Below are 25639 nucleotides of genomic sequence, written 5' to 3' on the forward strand. Positions count from 1 at the left end.
CTTTCAGCTTGGGAATGCGCCAAACGGATCAGCAGTTGGCGTGGTCGGCGGCTTTGGCCTTGCTCTCGACTACGGGGGGTTGAGTGCCTTGCTTTTGGGCAATTTGGTACGACTCCATCGAGTCCTTACTGGCCGCTTCCATACGTGCAAATGTCCGGTCACCACCGCCTTCGGCCATAGCCAGGGAAGAGACGGTCAAAGCTGCGATGACAAACAGGGTTTTCATGGATTTCATTTGGGGAGCCTCGGATGAGTTTTTGGTTGCCCCGTTGAATCCACATCAAGAGATGATTCTTGGGGCTGAGCTCAAGGCTCGATGTAATTCTACGGCTCATACCCTGTCAGAAACCTTAGGCCAACATTACAGTTGTGTCAGGTTGACATTTTCTTCTTGAACAATCTGCGACTTAATCCGTATGGTATCGTCCATCCTAAGCTGCAATTAACCGCTTAAAAACCAATATATGACGGCTTTGTAAGCCTCCAGTCATTTTCAGCGAAGACGACGGATGGCTGCGAAATTTAAAGTTTTCTTAAAGGATGCTCGACAGCTTTTGAACAGCTGCAGAGAATCTGAATTGATCGACGTGCCACCATTATTTCAACTTGAGTAATCGCGATGCATATTGTGTTTGGACTGGAAACTATCCACAAAGGTGATCTGGCGTGAGTATTAATTTCGAAAAGGCCGTTGGCTCTGCGGAAAGAGCTTTAATCTATCGTAGTCAAAGAGCTGAGGTGCTGAGCAACAATATCGTCAACGCCGACACACCGAATTTTAAGGCTCGCGATATGGACTTTCCTACCTTGCTTGCAGAACAGTCAAAGCGAGTTGCAGACACCCAATTTTCTTTACAAACAACAAACCGAAATCATATTCGTGGAAATGGCTCAGAAGACGATTCTGATGGGAGTGCTTTACTTTACAGAACTCCAAATCAACCGTCCCTTGACCAAAACACCGTGGATCAGCAGATCGAAATCGCGAAATATACGGAGAATGAAATTCATTTCGAGGCGGCTTTTACTCGATTAAATGGCTCATTTAAAGGCTTAATTAAGGCAATACGTGGAGAGTGATGGGCAAAAGAACTATGACAAAACAAAGGTAATTATAGTGTGGGGCTGCTATTCCAAATCTAGTCGTCCTTGAACTTCAGTGTCAGCAAAAAATTAAGCGCACCTCACCATGACTGATATGCTCGAGTCCATCGCTGGACGCGTTGTCCGATATCAGCAAAGTCGAAGACCCAAATATTGTTCTTGAGAATGGTCGATTCATCGTTAGTGGTGCCCTGAATCTCAAACGCGTGAACAAACCGGCTTTCAGGCTAAATCGACTGAGGACTACCTGACTCTGGCGGGACTGGTCATGAGCCTGCTGGATCGTCTGACGATCATCGGGAACAAACTCGATTGGGAGAGGTGGAGCATGACGGTGGTTGGCGTTGAAGAGCGTCGGATGACGAGGATGCTGGTGCGTAAAGAGTAAGGGTAGAAAAGCGAGACCGCATTTGCGGCCTCGCTTGTTTTCAAGATATCACTCGTGCGAGTGCCCGTGCTCAGCGCTCTCGGAGGTTGTTTCTTTCTCGCCGCCGCTGCATGCAGTCATCAGGCCCAAGAAGCAGATCAAGAGCATCGTACGGAACAACGTTGCTGAAGTTTTCATGGGAAAGTCTTGCCTAAAATACTGAGGTTAAACGTCCGTGGTCCGGTCGCTCTAGGCCTTTTCGGCAGAAGAGCGGCCGTCCTTGGATTACTGTTTAACGCTCAGGTAATCACCGGTTGTTTTCAGTGAGATAGTCACGTCGCTGTTGCTGCGATTACGCCAGAACCAGCCATGGGTGCCGTCAAAAATGGCGGTGAACTCGCCCTTATCGCCTTTGACTTGCTTGCCTTTGGTGTAACTGTGGAAATAGCCCTTTTCTGCCTTGTAGGGCTCGCCATGGGTGTCGTAATTCACAGGGCCCCCAGCCGTTGTCCACTCATAGCTGACGCTGGTGTTTTTCAACATTTCCAGCTTGATCTCTGTCCCTTCACCTGGCTTGAGTATGACGGTCATCTGATCAGTCTTTGATGCAGGGATAGCAGCTACTACAGGTTCCGTTACCGGCTTTGCCGCAGGCTGAACTTGTGCGATTTGCGGAATCGGAGCTGCCGCGACGGGTTGTGGTGGAGCGGTATCGGCCAGGGCCTCTTGTGCGAGAGTGATTTTCAGTTCGCCCATTTGCGTCAGGCCCAATGCTCGTCCCGCGCCCGTTGGATCAAGGGCGTATTCCGAAGGCATGACGACCGTCACCAAAAGGCCGACTGCGGTGATCAGCGCGATGACTGTCGAGCGCACTAACTGGCGGCTGCTGGGTAATTCGTTAACGGTTGGAAGTGGAGTATTGAACATGGTCAGAATTCCTTACGCGGAGACAAACAGGCCGACTAGCTGGTAACCCATCAGCAGGAAACCGGCACTCATCATGGCAACGTTGGCGGCATAGGCATGGCGCCAAAAACTGGCGGTGCGCCGCCAATACCCCATCAGAATGAGAATCGAGCTGAGGGCCAGCAATTGGCCTATCTCGACGCCGACGTTGAACGCAAGCAGGTTGGGGATCAGCCCGTCGGGCGAGATCTCGTACTCCTGGATCTTGGTTGCCAAACCAAAACCATGGAGCAGACCGAAGACCAGCGTGGCCACCTTGGTATTGGGTTGGTAACCGAACCAGCGCTGGAACGCGCCCAGGTTGTCGAGCGCCTTGTACACCACCGAGAAGCCGATGATGGCGTCGATCACGTAGGAGCTGATGCTTACTTCCGTGAGCACACCGAGCAGCAGCGTGACCGAGTGGCCCACAGCAAACAGCGTGACGTAGAGGCCTACATCCTTCAGGCGGTAGAGGAAAAAGATCACCCCGAAGAGGAACAGCAAGTGGTCATAGCCCGTCATCATGTGTTTGGCGCCCATGTAGATAAAGGGCAGCAACATGACGCCAGAGCTTTCCTGGATGAAGCCCTTATCCCCCTCGGCAACGGCGTGAGCCAGCGCCTCGGGCATGCCGAAGGAGAGTGATGCGATAAGCAAAAACAGCAGAAGTAGCGGGCGACACGAGGGCACAGTGAATGCGCCCACGCCGCTCATAGAGTGCGAATGCATGGATAAATCCTACGTTGCAGTGATCTTGGGCCGCAGCGCGGCCATGGTCAGGATGCGAACGAAGGACGGGGTGGACGCTTGATCAAGAATATCGGCGGAGGGGGAACTGCATATTGCGGGGCATCAACCCGCACCGATAGCTTGGGTTGTTCGGCCAAAATCAACAGGGAAGTAAGCTGCGGTGTTTCGTGCTGGTGGTCCGGGGTCAACGGCGAATGAAAGTGATCCGAACAGCTCGCGCAGGAAAGTGAGGCTTCTTGCTCGCCGTGGGAGTGATAGGCGTCTTGCTTAATCTCCCAGGCAGGCTGTTTCGTCGCCACCGACAACGTATAGGTATGCCCGACCCAAGCCATCAAAACGGCGAGAGCAAGCGCGAATACCACCGTTGTTGTCAGGGATCTACTGAGCATGTTGATCGTCTTTTAACTCGCTTTTTTGCTGCGGTGATGCGTTTGACCTAACCCCCCTAGGGGGATAGCATGCCAGCGTAATTCATTGAGGCCAGAGGCTCAAGCCATGGATGAACACAAACATAGCCATCCCCACACTCACCGAAGTCATGATGCCATTATCAAGCGCCTCAAGCGTGCGGACGGCCATCTACGCAGCATAATCACCATGATCGAAGAAGGTCGTGAATGCGTCGACATCGCCCAGCAACTGCATGCCGTTGAAAAAGCAGTGTGTCAGGCCAAGCGAACGCTCATTCAGGATCATATCGATCACTGCCTGGAGAATACCGTCTCAGCCTTGAACAATGGCGAGCGCGCACCGCTGGAAGCGTTCAAGCAAATCACCAAGTACCTCTAGGTCTGACATGCCCAATTTCGCTGAATTCTTGAAGCAGGGCGGATCTCACCCTTGGACATGACGACCGCCAGTTCAACTCAACACAATCCATCCAGTAGCCGTAGCAGCAGCCTTGACCTGATCAAGTGGCTCGCGATGCTGACCATGGTGATCGATCACCTTCGGTTGCTGTGGCCAGACATGAGCAGCCTGTTCATTCCTGGAAGACTCTCTTTTCCCTTTTTCTGCCTTGCCGTTGCGGCCAACGTAGCGCGCTCCACGCCGGGCGCGTTTCTGACCGTTGCTAACGGCCGCTACCTCGCCTTGATGCTCTTGTTCGCCGTCGCTTCTGAGGTGCCTTACCGCTACTTAAGCACCTCCGGGTCATTCAATGTGCTGCCCACCCTGGCGTTGGGTTTGGTGATTGCCTGGGGTGTTCAGCACAGAACCCTGCTAAGCATTGTCATGGCCTCGGTCGCCGCAGGTCTTGCCTACGTACTGGATGATCCATTGATGTATGGGGTTTATGGCGCGCTCGTACCTACGGCCTTGCTACTGGCGATCAAATGCCAGGGCATCCTTTGGTTGCTGCCAGCGGTTTTGTGTATGTTGATCAATACCCGCAGCAGCATTATTGTCAGGGCGATGGAGTTTGAGACCTATCCATTGCTGGCTTTAAGTACCGCTTTTATCGCTCCGCTGATCGGACTTTGGCTTCTGCGTCAGACGTTCACGTTCAAGGTATGGCCGGTGCAGCACTGGGGTTACTGGTTCTATCCGGGTCACCTTGCCGCATTACAGGCCCTTCGTTTTCTAGTCTGAACTGTGGGTGATCAAACTCAGAAAATTATGCATGCCCTGTGATCAATACGGCCATCGACGATGCTGATCATCGATGACATAAGGGTGTTCGTGACTCGCTCCATCGTGACCTTCTAAATGAGTGTGGCCGTCCGGCAGATTCTGATGGGTGTGCCTAATAGACTCTTGGTCATGTGCAGGACGCCACATCACGACGCTGACCACCAATGCTCCACCTGCCACGATGGCAAGTCCCACGAAAGAGGCATTGAGGCTGATGTTGGCGCCCAGCCAACCGGCCAGTGGATAAGTGATCAGCCAACAGGCATGGGAAAGTGCAAATTGCGCTGCAAAAAAGGGCTGGACGATCCTCGGCATGCGACGACCGACGCAGCAGGCGTCCGCTGGGCGTTTGTGCCAAGGAATATCCCACACCGAGTACCAACCACAGAGGCAGCAGGAAGTTGTAGGTGCTCAGGTTGATGCCAACTGCCAAGCCCGCAACCAGGATCCCACCGCCAAACAGCATTGCTGTCCGGTCTTTTATGCCTTTCAGAAGGCGAGGTAAAATCAGTGCGGCGATCATAGATCCACCCCCAAAAGCAGCGAGCGCTAATGCGGTTGAACTCTGAGGTAAAGCGAATCGGGACTGTACCAACACAACGGTATTAACGATGACCATGGCGCTGGCCGCAGCCACCGTTAGATTGAGGGCTAGTAGTCCCCGCAAGCGCGGTGTGGCCAGAAATATGCGCATTCCTCGGGTGGTTCGCTCAAAGATACTGCGCCTTTGAGTCGGCTTCGCCTTTGGCAGTAGTACCGTCGAGACCAGCGCTGCTGAGGCCAGAAAGCCAATCACCGTTCCGGCGAATAGGTTATGGAAACTGATCACCGTCAGCAGTACGGCTGCGAGCATGGGGCTGGCGACACTTTCAAGATCGTAGGCAAGGCGAGATAACGACAAGGCGCGAGTGTAATCCTCTTCATCCGACAGTATGTCTGGGATGGTGGCCTGGAAGGTCGGGGTGAATGCAGCAGAGGCCGATTGAAGTACAAAAATCAGCACGTAGATTTGCCATACTTCCGTGACGAAAGGCAGGGCAAGTGCAACGAGGGCTCGCACCAAGTCCAGTGATACGAGCATCGCCCGTCGCGGCAGACGTTCCGCAAAAACCGCCGCAATCGGTGCTACGCCAATATAGGCAGTCATTTTAATTGCCAGCGCGGTGCCAAGCACTGCCCCGGCCTGTGCTCCCGCAAGATCGAACGCCAGTAGCCCCAGCGCAACAGTCGCGAGGCCTGTTCCGACAAGAGCAATCACTTGAGCCAAGAAGAGATGTCGGTAGGTTCGGTTAGCCAGGATTTTCAGCATTTGAAGTCTCGGGCGGCCAAGCGCTTGGCCAAGAGGATTTACGACGAATACTAATCACGACGTCGACTTCAAGGACGAAGCCCATCTTTGCCGAGAAGGGTTGCAGAACTTTCTCAACCGCAAAAAAGATATTGGCTTAGCTTTGAGAGAAGCATTCGCATCCTCCCTAGGGGGATATGAGGCGATCCTAAACTATTGGCTTTGTCAGCTAAAGAAAAGGTTCTGTCACCTACCGCGTCGAATACTGAGGGGGACTAACCAAGCACGCTTGCTCAATGAAGGCATTTAGCCATACCCTGCAAGGCGTGAGAGTTCTCACCCTTCATAAAAACCTGAGCATGGAATTCGCCCAATGAAACTATCTGCCCTTCTGATTGCTGCTGTTCTCTCGATTACTTCCGTGGCTGCCTTCGCGCATAGCGGCGGTACTGATTCAAAAGGTTGCCATCGCAACCATAAGACGAACGACTACCACTGCCACTAAGTCGCAAAAGCCCAGCTCTGAGCTGGGCTTCAATGTGAACAGGCCTCTTCACGCGTGCGGAGGTCAGTTACGCCTTTGCTTTAGGCGGCGTTAAGCTCAACTGTGATGTGAACCAGTTCCTCATGCACTGACAAGAGGTCTTTGAAGTAAGCGGGCGTCGCGTTTTGATCCGTCGTCAAACTTAGAATGCAGGCGTATTTCCCTTTACCTACTCGCCATACATGAAGATCGCTAATCTGCGCGAAAATGGGACTGGAGGCGATGACTTCGCGAACCTCTTCGACGACCGGGGAATCCATTTCCGCATCCAGCAATACGCGGCTGGTTTGACGAATCAAACCATAGGCCCAGCTCGCAACCAATCCGGCACCCACTATGCCCATGACTGGGTCAAGCCACGCAGCCCCCCAGAATTTACCTCCGATCAACGCCAGAATGGCCAGCACCGACGTAGCGGCGTCCGCCAATACATGCATGTAAGCGGAGCGCAGGTTCAAGTCATGATGCCCATGCCCATGATCGTGGTCATGGTGTGTGTGGGCATGACCATCCTTGAGTAACCAGGCGCAAGCGATATTCACGAGCAAGCCCACAACACCGATGGCGATGGCCTGGTCGTAGTGAATCGAAGAGGGCAGTATCAACCGTTCAATCGATTGATAGAGCATCAACCCTGCCACCATGATCAGCAGGATAGCGCTGGTGTAACCCCCTAGAATTTCCATTTTCCAAGTCCCAAACGCAAAGCGGGTGTCATTGGAAAATCGTCTTGCCGCCGCATAGGCCAGGACAGCAAGCCCCAGAGCCAGCGCATGGGAACTCATGTGCCACCCGTCCGCAAGCAATGCCATCGAGTTGTAGAACCATCCACCGGCAATCTCTGCAATCATCATCAATGCAGTTAGAATCATCGCTCGACGGGTGTTTTTCTCGGCTAAGGGGTTACCCTCGTCGAAAATGTGAGAGTGGCCCTGACCGTCTGAGATTGTTGAAGAAGACATGGGTTGAAGTTCTGCTTAATGAACAAAAATATACTATACCCTAGTATAGATTAATGAAAAAGGAACAACCGTATGCCGCACACCATCCACGACAAGAAACGACTGCTGACTCGCGTCAGACGCATCAAGGGACAAGCGGAGGCTTTGGAGCGAGCACTGGAGCAGGAAGTAGAGTGCTTTGCTGTACTGCAACAGATTGCAGCGGTGAGAGGCGCGGTGAACGGATTGATGGCAGAGGTGCTTGAAGGGCATATCCGTGAGCACCTAGGAGCAGAAGCTGTTACTCCGGAACAACGCCAAGAAGACCTGGATCAGGTCATCTCGGCCCTGCGCTCATACCTGAAATGAGCCTACGGAGAGTCTGTGTATGAGGGCGTTAACGCTGGAGTAGATCAGCGCAGTCAGGCGCTGATTTTGGAAGGGAAACCCAATGTTTCAACAGTTTCGCGGACGCGCTCTGGGCTTTCGTTACTTTCAACGTTGACCTTACCGGCAGCACGATCCACCGAAACAGTTGCCTCGCTATCCAACGATTGAATGGCTTTGGTAATTTTGCTAACACAGCTACCGCAACCGATGCCTGAAACGTCTAAGACGAACATAGTTATTCCTCTCTGAGCGGCCTCTTTAGCCGCAGGCACAGCATCAACGTTGACACTATAGGAAGGTCAAGAGTTGTCTGCACCCCGGATTTAGTGGTTCCCAGGCCTCAATCTATACGGATGTTTCTCAGCCTCAATGCATTGAAAACAACAGATGCAGAGCTGACGCTCATGGCGATGGCCGCCACCATCGGTGATAAGAGATGCCCGGTCAGTGGATACAGCAAGCCTGCTGCGAGCGGGATACCCATCGAGTTGTAGAGAAAGGCGAAGCCCAAGTTCTGCCGCATATTTTTTACTGTCGCGACAGAAAGGGACCTCGCTCGAAGAATTCCCATCAAGTCGCCTTTAACCAGAGTCAGTTGCGCGCTGTTCATCGCGACGTCTGTCCCGGTCCCCATGGCGATGCCCACATCTGCTCGGGCCAAGGCAGGCGCATCATTGATACCGTCGCCAGCCATAGCAACCCGTCGGCCGTATTGCTGAAGGTCCGCGACCAAACGCTCCTTGTCCTGAGGCTTCACTTCACCGTGGACTTCTTCAATGCCCATCTCCTTGGCTACAGCTCGTGCCGTGGTGAGACCATCACCAGTGGCCATGATGATTTTTACATTGTCAGCCTTGAGCTTGGTGACAGCCTCTTTGGAGGTTGGCTTGATCGGATCGGACACTGCGAGCAACCCAGCCAGTACTCCGTCGACCGCAACATAGATGATGCTGATACCTTCAAGTCGTAACAGCTCTGCACGGTATTGGAGGGGCCTGATACTCACGCCTGCTTCTTCCATCAAGGCGGTATTGCCCAGTTGGATTTTCTTGCCGCTAACCATACCGCTGACACCAATCCCGGATCCGGACTCGAACGATTCAGGCTTGCTCAAAACAAGGTTTTCAGCTCGGGCGTGATCAACGATTGCGTGAGCCAGAGGGTGCTCACTGCCTTGATCGAGACTGGCAGCGAGTTGAAGAACGCCATTGGGGTCGAAGTTCTGTGTAGCCTCCACGCTGTGAAACACCGGACGTCCCTCTGTCAGGGTACCGGTCTTATCGACGATGAGCGTGTCGATCTTGCAAAGGTTCTCGATGGCACTGGCATCTCTGAACAGCACGCCCATGCTGGCCGCTTTACCCGTGGAAACCATGATCGACATTGGCGTCGCGAGCCCCAGAGCACAGGGGCAGGCAATGATCAGCACGGCGACCGCATTGATCAGGCCGAAAACCCAACTAGGTTCAGGGCCAAAGAGCCCCCAGCCCAAGAGCGTCAGTACCGCAATAGCGATGACGCCCATTACAAAGTACCCGGCAATGACATCAGCCATGCGTTGCATTGGTGCTTTGGAGCGTTGAGCGCGGGCAACCATCTGTACGATTTGCGACAGCATGGTCTCGGCCCCAACCTTCTGTGCCTCCATCACCAGACTGCCATGGGTATTGAGCGTGGCTCCGATCAGACTATCTCCAGCTCTCTTCATCACCGGCACGGGTTCGCCGGTCAGCATAGACTCGTCGACCGCGCTTTCGCCTTCCAGTACTGAGCCATCAACCGGCACCTTTTCACCTGGTCTTACCCGGAGGTGATCACCCTTGTGGACATGCGTCAGAGGGATGTCTTCCTCTTGACCATCGGCGTTGATTTTGCGTGCCGTTTTGGGTGAAAGGCCCAGAAGAGATTTAATGGCGGTGGAGGTTTGCGAGCGGGCTTTTAACTCGAGCATCTGCCCCAGCAGGGTGAGTGAGATGATGACTGCGGCAGCTTCGAAGTAGACGCCGATGCGTCCATCTTGCATGAAGGTGGCGGGAAAAGTCTGAGGGAAAAACGTGGCCACAACGCTGTAAAGATAGGCAGCTGCGGTACCCAGACCTATCAAGGTCCACATATTTGGACTGCGATGACGAATGGACGCTACGCCTCTCACAAAAAAGGGCCAGCCGGCCCATAGGATCACCGGGGTTGCAAGGACCAGCTCCAGCCAGTTCTGTGTGGCTCCGTGGAAGAGTTGCAACGAGTGTCCCGCCATAGCGAGTACGGTCACTATCACGGTTAACGGCAACGACCACCAAAAGCGACGGGTGAAGTCCTTAAGCTCGGGGTTTTCCTCCTCTTCCAGCCCTGGCATGACAGGTTCCAATGCCATTCCGCATTTAGGACAGGTGCCGGGGCCAGGCTGTCGTATCTCTGGGTGCATGGGACAAGTGAATTCAGTGCCCAGCTGTGGCTCAGCCGCGGGTTCAGTGCGACTAGAGTGATTGGTACCAGACGGATCCGCAGCATAACGTTGGGGTTCTGCTCGAAACTTCTCTTGGCACTTCAGGCTGCAAAACTGATATACCCGCCCCTCGTATAGCTCACTGAACGTGCTCGGCGGGGTAACTGCCATGCCGCACACTGGATCGCGTAGACCACCATCGTGGGGGTTTACCGGATGGACGTGATCATGGTCGCGGTGACTCGTGGCGTTAGACATGACTAGTTTCCTTTATCGTCCTTGTTGGTTTCCGAACTCACGTGTCGACCGTGACCGCCGTGGCCGTGCCCGAAAAAATGCATCACTGGGCAGATCAACAGGATCAGATAGGGCAGATAAGGTGAAACATGGCTGAAGTGTTCCCGGACGACGTAGAAAACACCGATCGCAACCAGCATGATCAGTACGACACCCGTTTTGCTTCTCCAGAAGGAAGAAGGCGAATTTTCAACCGAATGCGGATGGTTAGTCATGATGTGGTCCCCAGTGTCCTGGCAAGAGCTGCGGTGACGTCTGCGACTGAGAATAGTCAACGCTCGCTCTGAGGCTGTGATATCGATCAAGCCACGCTTACTTCACTTCGAACTGACCCACCATCCCCGACTGATAGTGACCCGGTACGTTGCAGGCAAACTCCAGGTCTGAGCTCTTGGAAAAGGTCCAGACAAGCTCTTTGGTTGTCCCTGGTTCGATCAGAACGCTGTTGGGGTCGTTGTGCTCCATCCCGACCATCTTCATCTCCCCCATGCTGTGTCCCATATCGCTCATCGCTTGCCCATGTCCGGTAGGACTGAGCGTGCCGTTCTGGAACATAGCTGCCATCTCTTTTTGATGCGCGGCATGGGCAGGGGCTTTGCCGATGTTGAATTCATGCAACAGCGAGCCTTCGTTGCGCAGGACGAAGCGAACCGTCTCTCCAGGTTTGACATCGATTTTTTTGGGCTCGAAGGAGATATCGCCCATTTTCACTTCAACCGTGCGGGTAACCTCGGCCGCTGCTCCAGGTTGACCAATGTCATCTTTCCCGTGACCAACGCTGGCTATGGCTGTAGAACCGAGGAAAAGAGTTATTGCAGCGCAAACCGGGATAGCAAATCTAGCTTTCATAGTGACCTCAGAGTGAAAGTGGGTAGCACTGGTTATGCTAAGGAAGCTGAGCTGCCAGTTAACTGACCTGAACACTACATTTCTGTCAGTTTTTGAAATAAACACGGCGTCGAAGCGAGGCCGTTTGAATCTGATCGGGTGCGAGAACCTTCAGGATAGAGCCGTTTGATGTTGTTCGTTGCATTTGTTCCCAGCACGTCATCGACGATTTTGTCGTGCTTTTCCATACAGTCAAGGTGCTGTTGAGTTGTCATCGATGCGTCGGGATGATCGTTATGGAGCTCCGTCGAAGGACGCCAAGCATGTTCATGTGCTCTGCCATGTGCACATGGTGTTGGCCCGCTGGGGCTTTTTCGGCTTGAACCAAAACGACTTCGGCTTTATCCCGCATACTTTCCATGCGCTCCATCACTCGGTCTCCGGCGCCTTCAGCCCACAGGATCGAGCCAACCAGAAACATGGTTTGAGAGAGTTCATGGGGCAGCTCCTTGATAGGGATGGTGTCCGACTCCTGAGAACTGTGCTCTTTGGAGAGACGGATGAGCACTTGAAAGTGCTCATGATCCAACCCTAGACGACGCTGGCTGACATCAAGCTGAAGCCAGGATTACATTTCTGTCAGCTTCTGGTTGGCGGGACCTATTCAATGCAAACTCAGCCCCATCATCACTTCGAGAGCCACCCCCATGAGACTTCTGGTTGCTGAAGACGAACCGATAATAGGTATCTATTTGCAACAGGGCCTGAGTGAGGCTGGGTTCAATGTTGATCGTTTCACCAACGGCACTGTGGCCCTTTAACATGCCCTGAGCGAAGGCGTATGACCTGCTAATTCTGGACGTCATGATGCCGGGCCTCGATGGGTGGGAAGTGCTTCAGAAGGTGCGCTTGTCAGGGAAGGACGTCCCGGTACTCTTTTTGACGGCGCGAGACCGTGTCGAAGATCGAGTCATGGGTCTTGAGCTCGGAGCTGATGATTACCTCATTAAACCCTTCGCGTTTTCTGAGTTGCTGGCTCGAGTCAGGACGCTGCTCCGTCGTGTTAATAACGTGCCCTCGCAGACTCTTATGAAAATTGCCGATCTTAAGGTTGACCTGCTCAAACGCAGGGCCATTCGGGGAGGCAAACGCATAGATCTTACGGCCAAGGAGTTTGCGCTGCTGGAGCTGCTGCTCCGTCGCCGAGGCGAAGTGCTGCCGAAGTCGCTCATCGCCTCGCAAGTTTGGGACATGAACTTCGACAGCGATACCAACGTAATCGAGGTTGCGGTGCGTAGGCTCAGGGCGAAAATTGATGACGACTTCGAAGTCAAGCTGATCCAGACCTCCCGCGGCATGGGCTACATGCTCGATGCACCTGACCTACAGACCCCAGAGGTTCAGTTAGGCCACGTGACACCCCCCAAATTCTGGACCAGAGAGCACGCGCGAAGCTTACTGAAATGTAATCCAACAGTCGGCAGTCATGTGGCATCGTGTCCTAGCTCTTTAACGCGGTCACCCTGATCGGTTACCTATCTTCAGTCCGCGGCACACGCTTGGTATTCGGCTGTGGTTTTAACCGGAATTGAGAAGTAAAAACTAGATCTACTCCATCAAACCTCGAACCAACAGCTTATGCTGTGAGGAGTCTTGCATGTCCTTCTTCAAAACTACTACCGTTGCAGTTGCACTTACCGCCGGTTTGCTCATGAGCGCCATCACCCAGGCGCATCCAAAGCTGCTGTCTTCTACCCCAGCAGAAGGCTCGACGTCCACGGCGCCGTCCAAAATCGAGTTGCACTTCTCGGAGAACCTCACGACTCAGTTCTCGGGAGCGAAACTGATCATGACTGACATGCCGGGAATGCCTAATTCCCCCATGGGCGTCAAGGCAGGCGTCGCAGGCGGCGACGACCCGAAAATGATGGTTATCACGCCCGCCGCTCCGCTAACCACCGGTACGTATAAGGTCGAATGGCGGGCGGTCTCTTCCGACACCCACCCCATCACAGGCAACTTCTCTTTTAAAGTGAAATAATTCATGAGCGACTCAATCAACATCGCCCTTCGCTTCGCTCTTTACTTAGACCTGATGCTGCTGTTTGGATTAGCCATTTTTGGCTTGTATAGCCTCAGGGGAAAGGAACGGGTATCCGGCGTTGTCTTGAACTTTGAGTCGCTCCTTTTCGGCACAGCAGTTGTTGGTGTACTTCTGTCCCTTGCCGCTATGTTGTTACTTGCGAAAGCGATGAGCGGTGTTTCAGAATTTATGGAGCTTCACCACCACATCTTCGAAATGGTTCTAACTGGTACCGACGTCGGGCTCACTTGGATGGTCCGAATAGCAGCCCTTGTGCTGGCAGGTATCGCCGTCACACTTAACAAGCGCTTCCCAACCCTCAGTCTTTGGGCGGTTACCGTCTTCGGTGCTATTGCTCTCGCGACCTTAGCGTGGACAGGGCATGGTGCTATGGATGAGGGCAATCGTCGTTATATACATTTCCTTAGCGATATCCTTCACCTTCTGGCAGCCGGCGGCTGGATGGGGGCTCTAGCCGCATTCGCTTTACTGCTGCGTGCGAAAAGACTAAACGGTGGACAAGAAGTACGGGTTCTCTCCCGAGTCCTGACAGGATTTGAATCAGCTGGTGCGCTGATTGTAGTGATTTTGAGCATTACTGGCGTAGTGAATTATCTCTTTATCGTGGGCCCGACCCTGGACGAGGTGATGCTCACTACTTATGGCATTCTGCTATTTTTGAAAGTTTTACTCTTCGCAGGGATGATTATATTAGCGACGCTAAATCGCTTTCATTTGAGTCCACTGTTAGAACGCTCAATCGACGAAGGGGACCATGCCGTCGCCGTCAATGCTTTACGACGTAGTATGACGCTGGAGTTCTCCGTTGCAGTAGTCATAGTGTGCCTTGTCGCTTGGCTAGGAACTCTGAGCCCGGAGATGGATATGAACATGGTGCAGCATTAATAATTTGTTGCCGCTGACCGAAAACTGACCCAGTAAAGGCTGTTCTGCCGACTGAAAACTGACCCAGGTGTTCAACTGCTTCTGCTCACTTTCCGAGCAGGAGAACACAGGGTGATCAGCATGGAAATGTTGGGAAAAATCCGGCGGATGTACTTCCGCGACAAGCTCTCGCTGCACCAGATAGCCAAGCGTACCGGGCTGTCGAGAAACACCATCCGAAAATGGGTCAGAGCGCCCGAAGCTACTCAGCCGGCGTACCAGCGGTGCGCGACCTTCAACAAACTCAGCCCTTTCCACGACACGCTGGAACAGGCGCTGAAAGCCGATTCGTTCCGGGCAAAGCACAATCGCAGAAGCGCCAAAGCACTTTTCGAGCAGATCAAGGCCGAGGGTTATGACGGCGGCTACAGCCAGCTCACGGCGTTCGTACGCTCGTGGCGAGGTGAACAAGGCAAGTCTTCACGCGCTTTTGTACCGCTGACGTTTGCGCTCGGTGAAGTTTTTCAATTTGACTGGAGCGAAGAAGGGCTGCTGATCGGAGGCCTGTTTCGACGCATCCAGGTCTCCCACATGAAGCTGTGCGCCAGTCGCGCATTCTGGTTGGTTGCATACCCTAGCCAAGGTCACGAGATGCTATTCGATGCACATACGCGCTCGTTCGGAGCGTTAGGTGGCGTGCCGCGTCGCGGCATCTACGACAACATGAAAACGGCTGTCGACAAGGTCAATAAAGGCAAGGGCCGCACGGTCAATGCCCGGTTTTCCGTGATGTGCGCGCACTACCTGTTCGATCCGGATTTCTGCAACGTAGCCTCTGGCTGGGAAAAGGGCATTGTCGAGAAGAACGTTCAAGACAGTCGACGGCGCATTTGGCTTGACGCTCAAAACTGCATGTTCCACACCTTCGAGGAACTGAATGCCTGGCTCGGCCAACGCTGTCGTGCGCTCTGGAGCGAGCTGCTGCATCCGCAGTACAACGGACTTACGGTGGCGGAAGTTTTGGAGCTGGAACGGGTCGAAATGATGCCGATGCCGACGGCCTTTGATGGCTACGTCGAGCGCACCGTTCGGGTCTCCAGCACCTGCCTGATCAGCGTGGCGCGAAATCGCTATTCGGTGCCTTGTGAGCGAGTCGGCCAGTGGGTCAGCAGCCGTCTTTACCCATCCCGGATCGTGGTCATCGCCGATGACGCAATGATTGCCAGCCACGAGCGCCTCTTTGATCGAGATCAGGTCAGTTTTGACTGGCAGCATTACATCCCACTCATCGAACGCAAGCCGGGTGCACTGCGCAATGGCGCACCGTTTGCCGATCTGCCCAATCCGTTGCGGCTTCTCAAACGGGGCCTGAGACGTCACAGCAATGGTGATCGAATCATGACGCAGGTGCTCGCTGCCGTGCCCATCGCCGGTCTCGACCCGGTGCTGGTAGCGGTAGAACTGGTGCTTGAGTCGGGAAGTCTGAGCGCCGATCACATCTTAAATGTTCTCGCCCGACTCACCGCTACTGCACCACCGCCTTCCGTAGAAACCAGCCTGCAACTCAAGGTGGCTCCCGTTGCCAACACGGCCCGATATGACCAACTCCGTACAACAGATGAGGAGAGCCGCAATGCGTGACTTGATGGCAGAACTTAAAGAACTGCGTCTGCATGGCATGGCGCAAGCTTGGGAAGAACTGGCGGCCCAGGGAGAAGCTTCGACGGCATCCTCGAAGTGGCTGCTTGAGCATCTGCTCCAACAGGAGCAGGCAGATCGCGCCGTGCGCTCAGTGAATCATCAGATGAACATGGCAAAGCTCCCCATGCACCGTGATTTAGCTGGCTTTGACTTCAGCGCTTCCAGCGCTGATGCCCGTCTAATCAAGGAATTATCCAGCCTTGAGTTTACGGAGACTGCGCAAAATGTCGTGTTCATCGGTGGGCCTGGAACTGGAAAAACACACCTGGCCAGTGCCTTGGCCGTGTCCGGAATCACCACTCATAACAAACGAGTACGGTTCTTCTCCACGGTCGATCTCGTCAACCTGCTGGAGCGTGAAAAGTACGATGGTAAGGCAGGCCGAATCGCCCAGGGACTGCTTCGGACAGACCTGGTGATACTCGATGAGCTTGGGTATTTGCCCTTCAGTCAGAGTGGTGGCGCGCTGCTATTTCACCTGCTTTCAAAACTGTACGAGCACACCAGCGTGGTCATCACCACCAATCTCAGCTTCTCGGAATGGTCGAGTGTGTTTGGCGACGCCAAGATGACCACAGCGTTGCTGGATCGGCTGACACACCACTGCCATATCGTCGAAACGGGCAACGAGTCCTACCGCCTGCAACACAGCACCTTGGCCGCTCAGACAAAGATCAAATCGCGTGAACGAAAGCGCAAGGACGAAGATGGTATTGAGGACGATGAGCCGTTTTGATCTGCACCGTAAACACCCTTCCGCATGCCTGCATGCGGTGGGGCCAGATGCGTCTTCAACTAGGACACTACTGCTAAGCTTATCCACAATTGCTGGGACAAAAATCAGCAATCCGCCCTGGGTCAATTTTCAATCGGCAGGGTGGGTCAGTTTTCAATCAGCGCCAACATTAATAATTCGCATAATGTCCACAGTTCCCTGGAGCGCCTACGCTCCAAACGCAAATTTTGTGAGCGCTGAGCCAAGCGTCCATGTTGCCGTAACGCTACGTTTCTAAAGCCACAACTCGTTTGTCACCAGCGTGTTGACTCCGGAGGTTAAAGTCTGCACTAATGAGGCGACCAAGCAGGTCAATTTGATAGGGCTGCTCAACCCGTTATTACGAGGGTGGGCGAACTATCATAGCCGCGTGGTCGCTAAGAAAGTCTTCAATCAGGTAGACAGCGAAGTCTGGACAATGCTCTGGCGCTGGACGGTGAGAAGACATCCGCGCAAAGGAGCCCCATGGGTCAAGGATAGATATTTCAAAGTCCGAGGATCGCGCCGGTGGGTGTTCTCCACTGTCGAAAAAACCGCAGACGGTAAGGGGAGTACACCTTACTGAAAGAATCGGATACGCCGATCGTACGGCACAACGATCAAGGCCGCTGCCAATCCGCACGACCCCAATTGGGGTCATGCCGAGATAAGGGGAAAATTCATTCATTTGAGCTGTAAGTGACTGTTTTTAATAATTAAACCATCATCCTGCCGGATGCGTCAGGCCTGGGCTACTTCCGTCTTCTGCTGAATGCTCAATTACGTGATGATGGTCGTAAAGAATTCCATAGATGAAGAAAAAATTGCCCATCTGCCCATACATAAAGATTTTCTTGGCCAAGTTAAGGAAATCTGTCGCAATGGAACGATTCTAAAGGGGGCATGCCGAGATGAGGCAAAAATTAGGACATTCGTTCTTTAACTTGCTGTATTTAAACGAATATATCTAAAGCCTTGCTCAAGCGAAGGCCGCTTCGCGCCCAATCGCTTCAGCCATCCATGGAGGAAGGTTGGATCTCTGCGATTTCAAGATCTGCCAATCGCTACTTGTACCGGCTCGCGCTTGAAATCGGCTGGGCTCGCAATCAACGCCATTTCCAGCTCAGATTAACTGCGACTGACGGAGCGGCCGGGCTCACATTCGCTGCGAGCGAGCTTGCATTCAGCGACATCGGCTTGCATTCAATCTCAATGGGCTCACGCTTTCTGCAACTAACCAGAGCCACTCTCCAGAGGCATCGTGCCGTGTCTGGCTGCGGCCGCACTGCAAGAGAATCCGTTAGCCTTTGCTTGTACGGTCTCGCCCAAAGGGTTCGGCGATCTGTCCAAGGTAGTCTTTTGGATAGTCCTTTTCATGCAACCCGACCTCGGCGTCTCCCAGCTTTCCCGCACTGTCGTAGAACGTCCCAAACAGTCGATCCCACACCATCAGAAACTCACCAAAGTTGACCTGGGCATCTTCGAACTCACGCTTGTGATGCCAGCGATGAATTTCAGCAACCCCGATGATGTGACGCAGCCATCCCAGCCGGTAGTCCAGGTTCGAATGTTGAAAGGCCAAGTGCACGGTAAGGATGCCAAACCAGGTGGCGACCACGGCTGACGGCGCGCCGGATGTGAGCAGAACTACCAGCCCCGGACCGGCCATGAGCGCGGCGTGCAGGGGATGGCGGCGCTCCCCGTTCATCCAATACAACCGCTCGGCGCTGTGATGAATCATGTGAAACCGCCACAGCCAGTGCACTCGATGACTAATTCGATGCATGGCATACAGGCCCAGATCGAGCACGGCGGCGACCAGGAGCAACTGCAGCCACAGCGGACTCTCGATCGGAAAGAGACGAACCGAGGCCGGCACCGCATCGCCAAGTCTGGCCAGAATTTCAGCGGTGAGTTGAATGACGGAAAGGTTCACCAGCATGTGCAGCAGGTCGGTCGCGGTGTCTTGATGATCCTCGAGCCAGGCTTCGCGAAAAGGCTGGATACGCTCCAAGCCCGCGACGACCAATAGACCCACCGCGGCGACTATGGGTGTGGTGGGCCAATAAGGCACTCCCGCATACAGCGCCCAGATCATGAAGGCGGCACAGCCGCCGAATACGAGTGGATAACTCAGCCACCGTATGGCGAATCGCAGGGAAGTAGACATCGCTCAGTTCCTGAATAGGGAGCCATGACTGTATGCGGAGAGGCCAGCTTTCGACTTGAACGAAAGAGCTACGATTCCTGGAGATCGACCTCAGCCAGGGCAGAGGAAGGATCGATGCCCAGCAGCGTCCGGAATGTCCGGGAGAAATGCGCTGAGTCAGAAAAGCCCGCTTCATGAGCCGCTTCGATCAGCCGTACACCTTTGGCCAGGTGCTGCAGGGCCTGCGTGAGACGTAACCATTTCGCATAGCTCCGCAGCGGCAGGCCGGTCTGTTCCACGAACCAGTGGGAAAAGCGTGTGGGGGACAAATGCACCAACGCGGCCATTTCGTCGCGTCCCATGTGGCCTCTACGCAGCGCCTCTATCACCTTGGTCAAGCGAGGATCTGGGGGCGGTGGATCGGGAAGCCGTAGCGCCTGGCGCACCCCCGCCCTAACCTGGAGAGCGGTGTGTCCTGTCTCGCGCAGCGCGTCGAGAATCGGTGCGATGTCCCCCGGCGTGATTTCAATCACCCGCGCTTCTTCGGTACCACGCAAAGCACGCGCTTCATCGGACAGCGCATCCAGATAGATCGATAGCACTCGGTTGGCGCGGATCCGATGCTTCAAGCCGGCCGGGATGAAGATGGCTGATCCTGTTTGAATGCCCAACGGGGTTTCAACCGATACAGGTGAATCGAAGCCCACTGAAATCTGATGCGCCTGATGGTGGTGCCAGTCCTGGTGGCCGGCACGGCCATGAAAGACTCCGATGCCGGGCCCGACCCAGGCATGGCCTACCCAGCGCGCCGCGTCCGTTGACGACGAGCTTTTCATTCCCTGGCTCGGCCGGCTTCCGCATTCGGGGTCAGCAAACTGCTCAGGATTAACATGGTGGCGCCACCGACGATACCGATATCCGCCAGGTTAAACGCAGGCCAATGCCAGGACTGCCAGTAAAAATCCAGGTAGTCGATCACATGGCCTCGAAATGCGCGATCGATCAGATTCCCAACTGCCCCGCCCAAGATGAGGCTATAGCCCAGGGCTTCGCTGTTGGCTATGGGTTTACGCAATATCAGAGCCAGCACCATCGAAACGATCAAGGCGATGACGATGAAAAAGTAACGCTGCCAACCACCTGCGTCAGCCAGGAAGCTGAACGCAGCACCGGTATTCCAGAAATGAACCAGATTGAAGACCGCGGTCAGAGGAATCACGGTGCCGACCGGGAACAAAACCTCAATTGCGTTCTTGAACACTTGGTCGGCCAAGGCAATGGCCAACGATAGCGTCCACCAAAGCCAGGGAGCGATAAAGTGCGCCATTCCAAGAGGCGATGTCATTATTCCTCTCCTTGAAGAAGTCGCTGCAACTCCTGTGAGATGGGCATTGGTGCGAAAGCACTGACATTGGCGCGCCCGGTGTTTCCGAGCGGCACCCAGATCTTCGAGAACAGCAGGGCCGCCATGATTCGCGGTACTTGGCTGAGCACCTCCCGAAAGTCGCGCAACTGCCAGCCAGCCCTCAGCATCAGCCAATGGCTCCGAGCATGAAGAACCGGCATTCGCTGGCTCAGTATGTGAACTCGCTCCAGCCAGGGGAAAGCCTCGGTTGGCGCCTTTTCACTGAGTGCTTTCCTTGCTCGGAAGAAGGCTTCATCGATGGCAATTCGGAGGGCGGTATTCATCTGGATCTCACTTGCGTAGCAGATGGGCCAAGTGAACACCCTATAGCCGCTATAGGGTCAAGCGCTATGGATTGAGGCGAAGCGAAAAATGACTTTAAGCCGTGAGTTACGAAAGAGGTGTGCCGCCCTCCACCAGACCCGAAAGTATTCCGCAGTCCAGGCTTTGCCGCTCGTTATCGCAACAGCCCCGCAACGTCACCATCTGGTTTTCGAGGGCGTGCAGGGATGCGATCTGAGTCCTTACCTGGGCGATATGTCTATCAAGGAGCGCATTGATCGCCGTGCAGGGTTGCTGCGGCTGTTCCTGATAGCTCTGCAAAACACCAATTTCTTCCAGTGACATGCCAAAAGAGCGGCATCGGCGAATGAAAAGCAGTTTTTCCGCATGGTCTGCTTTATAGGTTCGGTAGCCGTTGTCCTGGCGATTAGGAGGGGGAAGCAGTCCCTGGCGTTCATAAAAACGGATCGTCTGAATGTCCACCCCCGCCAGCTGTGCAAGTTGGCCAATGCGCATTATCTGCCCCTTGGTAAAAAGGCCAGTATATCCACGCTTGACCCTATACCTGCTATATGGTTTTCAATCGGCAGAATCAAGTCCAATAGGAGCAACGGATCATGAGTTCTTGTGAGAAATCCTGTGGCTGTGGCCCAGTGTCGGCAACCACTGAAGCGGCAACCGCGTCGTCGAATGAAGGAACATGGGTCAGCAGTTTTTCTGTGCCCAAGATGGATTGTCCGTCAGAAGAACGGATGATTCGGCTCGTATTGAATGGCTTACCTGAGCTCAATTCATTGTCCTTTGATCTGACCAGCAGGCAGGTACGCGCTTTCCATGACGGACCTGTTGATCTGATCACTACAAAACTGGAGTCACTTGGCCTGGGCGCAACGTTACTGGGTACTCAACCGGCCAGTCAGGAAGCAGCCTCGGCCAATAGTGCCAGTGAAGCGCTGACTGCTTCCAAGGAGGCAAGCACGCTCAAAATCCTACTCGGTATCAATGCCGCGATGTTTGTCATCGAGATGGGCGCAGGTTTGATCGCCCAGTCGGCTGGCCTGGTGGCCGACTCACTGGACATGTTTGCTGATGCTGCCGTCTATGGCCTGGCTCTCTATGCAGTCGGCCGGAGTGCACGGCTGCAAGTTCGCGCTGCGCACCTGGCGGGTTTCTTTCAGATCGTGTTGGCTCTGGGTGTACTCGTGGAAGTGGCCAGACGCTTTCTCTACGGCAGCGAACCTGAGTCGATGCTGATGATGGGGATTGGCGCAGTCGCACTAGTCGCAAACGTCAGCTGTCTCTTGATGATCTATGGCCACCGCGAAGGTGGTGCACACATGAAAGCGAGTTGGATTTTTTCAGCCAACGATGTGCTCGCGAATATTGGCGTCATCGCAGCAGGTGCATTGGTTGCGTGGACAGGATCTTCCTACCCAGATTTGGTGATTGGTACGATCGTTGGCCTCATCGTACTGAACGGTGCTCGCCGAATCCTGGCATTGAAAGCCTGACCAACCGAATCTGCCACTTACCAGCGCTCAGATCGGCAACCCCGCAGCTAGCATCTTGTCGCGCAGTTCAGCGGCGCGCGCCGGATCGAGCGCATTGCTGAACAACGCTTTGATCTCGGTAGGTCTGGCGTCGAATTGCTCCACCAAATCCTTGATGCGGTAGCCGTGGCGAGTAAGGGTCGGTTCCAAATCATCCAGTTGGCGCGACAGTACGGATTCCACCAGCTCCGCCGAAACGGGTTTCTCGCCAGTCAGGTAGCCGGCTTCCAATGCCAGGCTGAGGTGCAGTTGTATTTGCAGCGGTGTGCGCAGTTTGGTGGCATAGCGGAATCGTTCTTTTCCTTGTGCTTGCGGTACTTTCGCTTCTGGTTGGAGCGGCTGGCTATTACCTGCACCTTCGCCGGCGAAAGCGTTGCACAGCCCCAGAGTCGGCGTGCAAAGGAGCTGCGTGCAGTGGCCGCTGATTCTGCAATACGCCGTTATTCTAGGCTTCTGAAGCGGCGGAGGAAGAGCATGCTGGTACTGACGATGCTCATTCTGAGCCTATTCGTCGGCACGAGCTTCGCTGAACCCTCCTACTCCATCACCACGGAGCACCTGACCGCCCAACTGGTTGCGGAACACAGCGAGTTGATACCCGGTAAGGCATCATCGGTTGCCCTCAAGCTAATTCACCAGCCGCAGTGGCATAGCTACTGGCGAACCCCAGGTGATTCAGGCTTGCCTACCCAAATCAAATGGGAGGTTCCCACTGGCGTCGAAATGGGGGGAATCCAGTGGCCAGCGCCTCAGCGTTTACCCTTTGGGCCTCTGGTGAACTTTGGTTACGATGGAGAGGTTTGGCTAATCACAGAACTCAGGCTCTCTCCTGACTACGACAAGCCATCTGTCACCTTGACCGGCCGCGCAGAGTGGCTGGTGTGCAGCGACGTCTGCATTCCTGAACAGGGTGAGCTTCGTTTGACCCTGCCGGTTGCCCCAGCCGGTGCGTCATTGACGCCAAACCCTGCGGCGACTCAGGAGTTCGAACGGACTCGGGCACGACTTCCGAGGGTCGCAAGCGAGTGGGTATTTTCCACGACTTCGACCAGTGTCGGCAGCAGCTTACTGATCACCCCTCCAGCCGGCCAGCGGCCCATTCAGCGCGCGACTTTCTACCCGTACGACGAGGGTCTAATCGAACCCAGTGCTCCACAATCCTTGGCACCGGACGGTGAAGGTTATCGACTGGAGATCGTTCGAGCAGTGCAGCCGCTTGCGCCCTTGAACCAGTTGCGCGGGTTCGTCGTGCTCGAAGATGGTGGCGACACGCCTACGGTGCTGGAGATCAGTGCCCCTGTTACTGATACCCATATCCTGAAGTCGGCAACCACCGAGGCAACGGTTCCGATGAGCCTAGTAGCAGCATTGCTGCTCGCGTTCGGCGGCGGGATCATTCTCAACCTGATGCCTTGCGTCTTTCCGGTGCTGTCCATCAAGGTGCTCAGCTTTGCGCGGGAAACGGATCAGGCACGCACACGACGCCATGGCCTGTTCTATTCGGTCGGAGTGATTGCCTCGTTTTGGCTGCTTGCTGCCTTACTGCTGGGCTTGCGGGCCGCAGGCCATGAGTTGGGATGGGGCTTCCAGTTGCAGTCTCCGCTGATTGTGGCGAGCCTGGCTTTACTGTTCTTCGTGCTCGCGTTGAACCTTTCAGGCCTATTCGAGTTCGGCAGCTTTCTTCCCAGCGCACTGGCTTCAGCCAACGCCCGCCATCCAGATGTTGATGCGCTGCTCACCGGGGGGCTCGCGGTTGCTATCGCCTCCCCATGCACTGGTCCATTCATGGCGGCTGCCCTCGGTTATGCGATAACCCAGCCAGGCTGGACTTCATTCGCGGTATTCACCTCGCTGGGACTGGGGATGGCCTTGCCCTATTTCTTGCTGGCCTGGTTTCCAAGGGGGCGGCGGCTCTTGCCCCGCCCAGGGGCATGGATGCAGCAGTTGCGTCAGTTCCTCGCATTCCCACTGTTTGCCACGGTGATCTGGCTTGCCTGGGTGCTGGGCATGCAGGCTGGTGTGAGCACCGTGATCGACCTTCTCCTGGCGCTGTGGCTGATCGCGTTGAGCCTCTGGTTGTTCCGCGGTTCTCGTGCTTCAAAACTTGTACGGCTGGCTGCCTGGGGTCTGGCATTGATCGCGTTGGTTCCAATGGCAGGCATTGCCGTCTCGGTAAAAGATCCGCAGCCAGAGTCAGCCACCCTTGGCGCACCTGAGGCAAACGCCTGGGATGCGTATTCACAGGCCAGGGTTGAGCAGCTCATGGCGGAGGGTAAAACCGTCTTCGTCGACTTCACCGCAGCCTGGTGTGTTACCTGCCAGGTGAACAAAAAGCTCGTATTGGAGACGGAGGAGATTGACCGCGCTTTCGCCGAGAGCGGCATCGTGAAGTTGCGAGCCGACTGGACAAACCGCGACCCTGCAATCACCCGAGCCCTGACTCAGCTTGGTCGTTCAGGGGTGCCGGTATACCTCATCCAGCGGCCGGGTCAGCCACCTGAGCTGCTTCCTGAGCTGCTAACCAAAACAACGCTGAGAAATGCTCTCATGCGCGACCATGAACAATCCACTGCCTCAATCCAACCTCGTTCTGGGCAGTAACCTACCCGCTAAGGAGTACATCATGAAAACCAGCGTATTTGCGTCGATAACGCTTCTCGTAATCTCTCTATGGTCAGGGGTAGCCAGCGCTGCTGCAATCGTTGGGCAGCCAGCTCCGGATTTCACCGCTACCGATAGCAATGGTGCTTCCGTCGCACTATCCAGCCTTGAGGGAAAAACTGTGGTGTTGGAATGGATGAACCCCTCTTGCCCCTTTACGCAAAAGCATTACCGCAGCGGAAACATGCAATCGTTGCAGGAATATGCTCGCCAGAAAGATGTGGTCTGGCTGTCGGTAAACACGGCATCAGCCAACAGCGCCTCCTTCCGGCCTGCCGCAGAAATGAACGCCTGGCTCAGCGAAATGAAAGCAGCACCCACGTCCTTACTGATGGACTCGGATGCGACTGTGGCCAAACTCTACGGTGCCAAAACTACCCCCCATCTTTTCGTTATCAATCCCAAAGGAGTGGTGATTTATGCAGGGGCAATCGATGACAAACGCAGCGTGGCGCTTGAGGATGTGAAGGTTGCGAGGAACTACGTCAAAGCTGCGTTGGACGAAAGCCTAACCGGCAAACCGGTTTCTACCCCATCGACTCAGCCCTATGGCTGCCCGGTTAAATATTAGTAACAAGCCCGTAGCCAGCGGCACTGCTTGATAGTGCTCGACGTGCCGTCAGGTAGTGCATAGGCT

The 25639-nt window shown here is 54.6% G+C and carries 28 protein-coding genes and 4 pseudogenes; 15 read left to right on the forward strand and 17 right to left on the reverse strand.

The window, feature by feature from the left end; all coding sequences use genetic code 11:
• Positions 1 to 28 precede the first annotated feature (28 nt).
• Positions 29 to 235: a co-regulatory protein PtrA N-terminal domain-containing protein gene (locus AC1ROI_RS29485; protein WP_010465965.1), complete on the reverse strand. Its 207-nt coding sequence runs from the start codon at positions 233 to 235 to the stop codon at positions 29 to 31.
• A gap of 431 nt (positions 236 to 666) precedes the next feature.
• Here AC1ROI_RS29485 and flgB point away from each other — a divergent pair, with 431 nt between their 5' ends.
• Both flgB and AC1ROI_RS29495 read left to right on the forward strand, forming a co-directional pair.
• The gene (gene flgB, locus AC1ROI_RS29490) at positions 667 to 1080 is read left to right on the forward strand and encodes a flagellar basal body rod protein FlgB (protein ID WP_102599668.1); all 414 of its coding nucleotides are present in this window, start codon (positions 667 to 669) and stop codon (positions 1078 to 1080) included.
• 103 nt (positions 1081 to 1183) lie between these two features.
• A pseudogene (locus tag AC1ROI_RS29495) lies at positions 1184 to 1492 on the forward strand (transporter associated domain-containing protein); the annotation flags it as partial.
• A gap of 264 nt (positions 1493 to 1756) precedes the next feature.
• Here the strand turns inward: AC1ROI_RS29495 and AC1ROI_RS29500 are convergent.
• Genes AC1ROI_RS29500 through AC1ROI_RS29510 form a run of 3 tightly spaced genes read right to left on the reverse strand, consistent with a single transcriptional unit; the run spans position 1757 to position 3558 of the window.
• A complete protein-coding gene (locus AC1ROI_RS29500) occupies positions 1757 to 2398 on the reverse strand; it encodes a transmembrane anchor protein (RefSeq protein WP_102599667.1) in 642 nt (213 codons plus the stop codon).
• A 12-nt stretch (positions 2399 to 2410) separates the two neighbouring features.
• Entirely contained in the window at positions 2411 to 3148 is a 738-nt protein-coding gene (locus AC1ROI_RS29505) for a HupE/UreJ family protein (RefSeq protein ID WP_102599666.1), read from the reverse strand.
• Between the two features lie 47 nt (positions 3149 to 3195).
• Positions 3196 to 3558: a hypothetical protein gene (locus AC1ROI_RS29510; protein ID WP_102599665.1), complete on the reverse strand. Its 363-nt coding sequence runs from the start codon at positions 3556 to 3558 to the stop codon at positions 3196 to 3198.
• A 106-nt stretch (positions 3559 to 3664) separates the two neighbouring features.
• Between AC1ROI_RS29510 and AC1ROI_RS29515 the strand changes: the two genes are divergently transcribed.
• Together AC1ROI_RS29515 and AC1ROI_RS29520 are read left to right on the forward strand one after the other, a co-directional pair.
• A complete protein-coding gene (locus tag AC1ROI_RS29515; protein ID WP_102599664.1) occupies positions 3665 to 3958 on the forward strand; it encodes a metal-sensing transcriptional repressor in 294 nt (97 codons plus the stop codon).
• A 57-nt stretch (positions 3959 to 4015) separates the two neighbouring features.
• A complete protein-coding gene (locus AC1ROI_RS29520) occupies positions 4016 to 4759 on the forward strand; it encodes a TraX family protein (protein ID WP_102599663.1) in 744 nt (247 codons plus the stop codon).
• Positions 4760 to 4801: 42 nt separating this feature from the next.
• Here the strand turns inward: AC1ROI_RS29520 and AC1ROI_RS29525 are convergent.
• A pseudogene (locus AC1ROI_RS29525) lies at positions 4802 to 6110 on the reverse strand (MFS transporter).
• A 352-nt stretch (positions 6111 to 6462) separates the two neighbouring features.
• Here AC1ROI_RS29525 and AC1ROI_RS29530 point away from each other — a divergent pair.
• A complete protein-coding gene (locus AC1ROI_RS29530; RefSeq protein ID WP_102599662.1) occupies positions 6463 to 6594 on the forward strand; it encodes a YHYH domain-containing protein in 132 nt (43 codons plus the stop codon).
• Positions 6595 to 6674: 80 nt separating this feature from the next.
• Here the strand turns inward: AC1ROI_RS29530 and dmeF are convergent, their stop codons facing one another.
• Positions 6675 to 7595 (reverse strand): CDF family Co(II)/Ni(II) efflux transporter DmeF, encoded by a 921-nt coding sequence (dmeF, locus tag AC1ROI_RS29535; RefSeq protein WP_102599661.1) that lies wholly within the window; start codon positions 7593 to 7595, stop codon positions 6675 to 6677.
• A gap of 72 nt (positions 7596 to 7667) precedes the next feature.
• Here dmeF and AC1ROI_RS29540 point away from each other — a divergent pair, with 72 nt between their 5' ends.
• Positions 7668 to 7943 carry a metal/formaldehyde-sensitive transcriptional repressor gene (locus tag AC1ROI_RS29540; RefSeq protein ID WP_102599660.1) on the forward strand — a complete coding sequence of 92 codons (276 nt, stop codon included), beginning with the start codon at positions 7668 to 7670 and terminating at the stop codon, positions 7941 to 7943.
• Between the two features lie 53 nt (positions 7944 to 7996).
• On the opposite strand, the gene AC1ROI_RS29545 is transcribed toward AC1ROI_RS29540, so the two are convergent.
• The 5 genes and pseudogenes from AC1ROI_RS29545 to AC1ROI_RS29565 form a co-directional block, all read right to left on the reverse strand.
• Positions 7997 to 8197: a heavy-metal-associated domain-containing protein gene (locus AC1ROI_RS29545; RefSeq protein WP_102599659.1), complete on the reverse strand. Its 201-nt coding sequence runs from the start codon at positions 8195 to 8197 to the stop codon at positions 7997 to 7999.
• 107 nt (positions 8198 to 8304) lie between these two features.
• Positions 8305 to 10665: a heavy metal translocating P-type ATPase gene (locus AC1ROI_RS29550; RefSeq protein ID WP_102599658.1), complete on the reverse strand. Its 2361-nt coding sequence runs from the start codon at positions 10663 to 10665 to the stop codon at positions 8305 to 8307.
• Between the two features lie 2 nt (positions 10666 to 10667).
• Positions 10668 to 10919, reverse strand: a complete 252-nt coding sequence (locus AC1ROI_RS29555) for a DUF2933 domain-containing protein (protein WP_102599657.1) — start codon at positions 10917 to 10919, stop codon at positions 10668 to 10670.
• A 97-nt stretch (positions 10920 to 11016) separates the two neighbouring features.
• Complete coding sequence (locus AC1ROI_RS29560; protein WP_010465983.1) at positions 11017 to 11553, reverse strand: cupredoxin domain-containing protein; 537 nt, start codon at positions 11551 to 11553, stop codon at positions 11017 to 11019.
• Positions 11554 to 11744: 191 nt separating this feature from the next.
• A pseudogene (locus AC1ROI_RS29565) lies at positions 11745 to 12030 on the reverse strand (co-regulatory protein PtrA N-terminal domain-containing protein); the annotation flags it as partial.
• 209 nt (positions 12031 to 12239) lie between these two features.
• On the opposite strand from AC1ROI_RS29565, the pseudogene AC1ROI_RS29570 reads away from it, so the two are divergent.
• The 6 genes and pseudogenes from AC1ROI_RS29570 to AC1ROI_RS29595 all read left to right on the forward strand — a co-directional run.
• A pseudogene (locus AC1ROI_RS29570) lies at positions 12240 to 12915 on the forward strand (heavy metal response regulator transcription factor); the annotation flags it as partial.
• Positions 12916 to 13189: 274 nt separating this feature from the next.
• Positions 13190 to 13573: a copper homeostasis periplasmic binding protein CopC gene (copC, locus tag AC1ROI_RS29575; RefSeq protein WP_102599654.1), complete on the forward strand. Its 384-nt coding sequence runs from the start codon at positions 13190 to 13192 to the stop codon at positions 13571 to 13573.
• A 3-nt stretch (positions 13574 to 13576) separates the two neighbouring features.
• The gene (gene copD / locus AC1ROI_RS29580) at positions 13577 to 14521 is read left to right on the forward strand and encodes a copper homeostasis membrane protein CopD (protein ID WP_102599653.1); all 945 of its coding nucleotides are present in this window, start codon (positions 13577 to 13579) and stop codon (positions 14519 to 14521) included.
• Positions 14522 to 14641: 120 nt separating this feature from the next.
• Positions 14642 to 16141, forward strand: coding sequence for an IS21 family transposase (gene istA / locus AC1ROI_RS29585; RefSeq protein ID WP_102599704.1), 1500 nt, complete (start codon positions 14642 to 14644; stop codon positions 16139 to 16141).
• Positions 16134 to 16937: an IS21-like element helper ATPase IstB gene (istB, locus tag AC1ROI_RS29590; protein ID WP_069556884.1), complete on the forward strand. Its 804-nt coding sequence runs from the start codon at positions 16134 to 16136 to the stop codon at positions 16935 to 16937. The genes istA and istB overlap by 8 nt, the downstream gene beginning before the upstream one ends.
• Positions 16938 to 17238: 301 nt before the next feature.
• Complete coding sequence (locus AC1ROI_RS29595) at positions 17239 to 17541, forward strand: group II intron maturase-specific domain-containing protein (protein ID WP_256580133.1); 303 nt, start codon at positions 17239 to 17241, stop codon at positions 17539 to 17541.
• A gap of 714 nt (positions 17542 to 18255) precedes the next feature.
• Here the strand turns inward: AC1ROI_RS29595 and AC1ROI_RS29600 are convergent.
• The 5 genes from AC1ROI_RS29600 to cadR form a co-directional block, all read right to left on the reverse strand.
• A complete protein-coding gene (locus AC1ROI_RS29600) occupies positions 18256 to 19125 on the reverse strand; it encodes a sterol desaturase family protein (protein WP_102599652.1) in 870 nt (289 codons plus the stop codon).
• A gap of 68 nt (positions 19126 to 19193) precedes the next feature.
• The gene (locus AC1ROI_RS29605; RefSeq protein WP_173678017.1) at positions 19194 to 19940 is read right to left on the reverse strand and encodes a helix-turn-helix transcriptional regulator; all 747 of its coding nucleotides are present in this window, start codon (positions 19938 to 19940) and stop codon (positions 19194 to 19196) included.
• Positions 19937 to 20449, reverse strand: a complete 513-nt coding sequence (gene lspA, locus AC1ROI_RS29610) for a signal peptidase II (protein ID WP_102599651.1) — start codon at positions 20447 to 20449, stop codon at positions 19937 to 19939. Before lspA ends, AC1ROI_RS29605 begins: the two co-directional genes overlap by 4 nt.
• The gene (locus tag AC1ROI_RS29615; protein WP_102599650.1) at positions 20449 to 20793 is read right to left on the reverse strand and encodes a DUF3703 domain-containing protein; all 345 of its coding nucleotides are present in this window, start codon (positions 20791 to 20793) and stop codon (positions 20449 to 20451) included. The genes lspA and AC1ROI_RS29615 overlap by 1 nt, the downstream gene beginning before the upstream one ends.
• Before the next feature lie 106 nt (positions 20794 to 20899).
• Positions 20900 to 21307, reverse strand: a complete 408-nt coding sequence (cadR, locus tag AC1ROI_RS29620) for a Cd(II)/Pb(II)-responsive transcriptional regulator (protein WP_102599649.1) — start codon at positions 21305 to 21307, stop codon at positions 20900 to 20902.
• 98 nt (positions 21308 to 21405) lie between these two features.
• Here cadR and AC1ROI_RS29625 point away from each other — a divergent pair, with 98 nt between their 5' ends.
• Complete coding sequence (locus tag AC1ROI_RS29625) at positions 21406 to 22302, forward strand: cation efflux transmembrane domain-containing protein (protein WP_371857851.1); 897 nt, start codon at positions 21406 to 21408, stop codon at positions 22300 to 22302.
• A 27-nt stretch (positions 22303 to 22329) separates the two neighbouring features.
• Here the strand turns inward: AC1ROI_RS29625 and AC1ROI_RS29630 are convergent, their stop codons facing one another.
• Complete coding sequence (locus AC1ROI_RS29630) at positions 22330 to 22524, reverse strand: hypothetical protein (RefSeq protein ID WP_055000555.1); 195 nt, start codon at positions 22522 to 22524, stop codon at positions 22330 to 22332.
• Positions 22525 to 22815: 291 nt separating this feature from the next.
• Here AC1ROI_RS29630 and AC1ROI_RS29635 point away from each other — a divergent pair, with 291 nt between their 5' ends.
• Positions 22816 to 24942: a protein-disulfide reductase DsbD family protein gene (locus AC1ROI_RS29635; RefSeq protein WP_102599647.1), complete on the forward strand. Its 2127-nt coding sequence runs from the start codon at positions 22816 to 22818 to the stop codon at positions 24940 to 24942.
• A 22-nt stretch (positions 24943 to 24964) separates the two neighbouring features.
• Entirely contained in the window at positions 24965 to 25573 is a 609-nt protein-coding gene (locus tag AC1ROI_RS29640) for a redoxin domain-containing protein (protein ID WP_102599646.1), read from the forward strand.
• Positions 25574 to 25639: the final 66 nt, after the last annotated feature.

Source organism: Pseudomonas sp. GW823-FHT02C02 (assembly GCF_058797635.1).